Source organism: Nitrosomonas sp. Nm34, assembly GCF_900113925.1.
In the GTDB taxonomy this organism is placed as follows: Bacteria; Pseudomonadota; Gammaproteobacteria; order Burkholderiales; family Nitrosomonadaceae; genus Nitrosomonas.
Window position 1 is genome coordinate 1 of sequence record NZ_FORD01000121.1, and the last position, 2,932, is coordinate 2,932.

Genomic DNA, 2,932 nt, shown 5'->3' on the forward strand with positions numbered 1-2,932 from the left:
CCCGATCCATCATGAGCGCTTCAGCCACTTGAGTAACCGACCAGCCTTTACCTAACAGGTAGACCGTTTTTAGCCGGTCAGCATAACGCTTGTCTTTGGTTTGACGGTGCGCCACCTCTAAATTGGCAATTTCTTGTGTAGTGAGTAGGTAATGTGATGACATATTAAAATTCTAATATATTCACAACTATGCCGCATTAACTTAAACCAATTTTTGATTCACGAGAAGTATAGATCCCGTCAGCTAAGACAATTTACGATTAACCCAGAGCGCCGTAGTGAACAATAAAATAGCACCTGCTTGGTGAGCTGCGGCTAGATGTAATGGCACGACTAATAGTAGCGTGGTGATTCCTAAGCTGATCTGTATGATTAACATCACCAAGAGAAAATGGCATGCCAATTGTTCAGAACGGGATAGTGAATATTTTTTTGTTTTGAACCAGAAAAGAGGGATAAGAAATGCCAATAGCCATGCGATCATGCGATGATCAAACTGAACTGTAGCCATATTCTCGAAGAAATTCCGATACCATGGTTCCAGTATGAATAAATCCGGTGGCATCAAATAACCGTTCATTAGAGGAAAGGTGTTGTAAGCTAAGCCAGCATGAATCCCGGCAACGAGACCGCCTGACAATACCATAATAAATATAAGTATGGTAATCAAAAAAGAAAATCGACGTAAACCCTGTAAACTTGATTTTTCTTGCTGAAGACTATTCTCAGATGACCATAACCCTGTTGCCACCCAGAACATGGCTGCATAAATAATAAATGCAAGTCCCAAGTGAGCCGTTAGGCGGTATTGACTGACATAAACATTGTCCACTAAACCGCTCATCACCATATACCAACCCATCAGGCCTTGCAGAGCACCTAATACAAAAATACCCAGTAATTTGAGACCGAGTATACGATCAACTTGCTTACGGCTAACAAAATAAATAAGAGGGATGAAATACACTATCCCTATCGCCCGCCCTAATAAGCGGTGAAAATATTCCCACCAGAAAATTCCCTTAAATTCTTCCAATGTCATCCCTTTATTAACTTCTTCGTATTGCGGGATGAGGCGATATTTTTCAAAAAGCACTATCCAATCCTCTTGGTTGAGTGGTGGAATTGCGCCAATGAGAGGTTGCCACTCGACAATGGATAGTCCGGAACCTGTGAGGCGTGTTACCCCTCCAACCACTACCATAGCAAAGACAAAAGCGCAACAAATAAATAACCAAATCGCAATGGGTTTTTGCATAATGACGAAATCAAAAATTGTTTAAATTCAGCGAGTGCTAGCACAGAGAAAATATTAGCGGGCACGGAGCAAACGTTGTTTAGCGCGCTCCCATTCTTTACGTTTTTCAGTTTCCCGTTTATCGTATTGTTTTTTGCCTTTGGCAAGACCTATTTCAACTTTAATTCTACCTGTTTTATAATGCATATCGAGAGGTACCAGGGTGTATCCAGCACGCTCAACTTTACCTATTAGCCGGTTTATCTCTTCTGCATGCAGCAAGAGTTTGCGCGTACGTACTGGATCCGGATTGATGTGGGTTGAAGCTGCAGGCAAAGGACTCAGGTGACTACCGATGAGATATAATTCACCATTGCGAATGATAACATAGGCTTCTTTTAATTGAACTCGTCCCGCACGAATCGCTTTGACTTCCCAACCTTCCAGAACAATACCTGCTTCGTATTTTTCCTCGATAAAATAATCATGGAACGCTTTTTTATTTTGAGCAATACTCATCTGGGAATATGACAGGAATAAAGACAATAACTCTAAAATTTTTATATTAGTTTATCAGTTTTTCCGGCTTCGGCTCAGATGAAAATAAAAGGTTAATAATTTTATGGCAGAAATAGAAAAATCAGTTTTAGTTGACTTCTCAGCGGTTCAAATGTTTAACTTGGTTGATACCGTTGAAAATTATCCAGAATTTCTGCCTTGGTGTGATGGAGCATCTGTTAAGCTTCAAAATGAAGAAATTGTGCATGCCACTGTCCATATCAATTATCATCACATCAAGCATAGCTTTACCACAGAAAATAAACGTCAACCACCCGGTTTAACTGACATGACACCTGGGCAGATCGAAATGAATTTATTAGATGGGCCTTTTGAGCATCTAGATGGCTTATGGCGTTTTATCCCTTTATCAGAAAATGCTTGCAAAATAGAATTTCGCCTGCATTACACATTTTCTCATAAGTTGTTGGAGAAACTAGTAGGTCCTGTGTTTTATATGATCGCCAATAATTTTGTAGAAGCATTCATAGAACGCGCTGAGGCCATTTATGGACCGCGTGATTGATCAAATAGAAGTTGAAGTGGCCTACGCACTTCCCCATCGTCAATTTCTTAAACGATTCTATGTGCCCAGCGGTACAACCATAGAACAGGCTATTACCTTATCTGGAATACAGAATATATTCACTGAAATTGATTTAGAAAAGCAAAAAATAGGGATTTTCAGTAAACTCACCAAACGAGAAACTATTTTACAAGATGGTGACCGAGTAGAAATCTATCGCCCTCTTCTACTCGACCCAAAAGAAAATAGGAGAAAGCGTTTAAATGAGAGGGCTAGAAAATAAAAATAGGTAATATTTGTTTTATAACTAGAGTTTAGAGTAAACCATCTCCCACAGCTGGGATTTTTTCCAGCTTGAAGAATGTAATGCGCTTGATCTTTTTGTTGTATTACATGCGGTTGCTTTGTTCACATCTTGAATTCCAGTTTTTATTCCAATCTGGTGGCATGAATTTTTTATATTTTCCATTCCACCATGACCGAATAGCAACATGCCTTAAAATATTGACCAGTCCTGTACGAATCTGCCCGGCAGTTTGGGGCTGATGCTTGCGCCATGGAGAATGCTGACACAGTGTCTCCACTGCCTGGCTGTTCAAGCAACTCAATAG

Annotated in this window: 5 protein-coding genes; 2 read left to right on the top strand and 3 right to left on the bottom strand. The window is 40.0% G+C overall.

Annotated elements, in window-relative coordinates; translation table 11 throughout:
* Positions 1-244: 244 nt before the first annotated feature.
* Together BM283_RS17505 and smpB are read right to left on the bottom strand one after the other, a co-directional pair.
* On the bottom strand, positions 245-1,258 hold the full coding sequence (locus tag BM283_RS17505; RefSeq protein ID WP_090695406.1) for a COX15/CtaA family protein: 1,014 nt from the start codon (positions 1,256-1,258) through the stop codon (positions 245-247).
* A 54-nt stretch (positions 1,259-1,312) separates the two neighbouring features.
* On the bottom strand, positions 1,313-1,756 hold the full coding sequence (smpB, locus tag BM283_RS17510) for an SsrA-binding protein SmpB (protein ID WP_090695408.1): 444 nt from the start codon (positions 1,754-1,756) through the stop codon (positions 1,313-1,315).
* Positions 1,757-1,859: 103 nt separating this feature from the next.
* Here smpB and BM283_RS17515 point away from each other — a divergent pair, with 103 nt between their 5' ends.
* On the top strand, positions 1,860-2,321 hold the full coding sequence (locus tag BM283_RS17515) for a type II toxin-antitoxin system RatA family toxin (RefSeq protein ID WP_090695410.1): 462 nt from the start codon (positions 1,860-1,862) through the stop codon (positions 2,319-2,321).
* Entirely contained in the window at positions 2,305-2,604 is a 300-nt protein-coding gene (locus BM283_RS17520; RefSeq protein ID WP_090695413.1) for an RnfH family protein, read from the top strand. The genes BM283_RS17515 and BM283_RS17520 overlap by 17 nt, the downstream gene beginning before the upstream one ends.
* Positions 2,605-2,710: 106 nt before the next feature.
* Here BM283_RS17520 and BM283_RS19760 read toward each other — a convergent pair.
* A partial coding sequence (locus tag BM283_RS19760) for a hypothetical protein (RefSeq protein ID WP_217646603.1) occupies positions 2,711-2,932 on the bottom strand: 222 nt, incomplete at its 5' end.

Bases quoted from the DNA above. Each gene is read 5' to 3' on its own strand.
- BM283_RS17505 (WP_090695406.1), bottom strand. From the start codon at position 1,258: ATGCAAAAACCCATTGCGATTTGGTTATTTATTTGTTGCGCTTTTGTC.
- smpB (WP_090695408.1), bottom strand. From the start codon at position 1,756: ATGAGTATTGCTCAAAATAAAAAAGCGTTCCATGATTATTTTATCGAG.
- BM283_RS17515 (WP_090695410.1), top strand. From the start codon at position 1,860: ATGGCAGAAATAGAAAAATCAGTTTTAGTTGACTTCTCAGCGGTTCAA.
- BM283_RS17520 (WP_090695413.1), top strand. From the start codon at position 2,305: ATGGACCGCGTGATTGATCAAATAGAAGTTGAAGTGGCCTACGCACTT.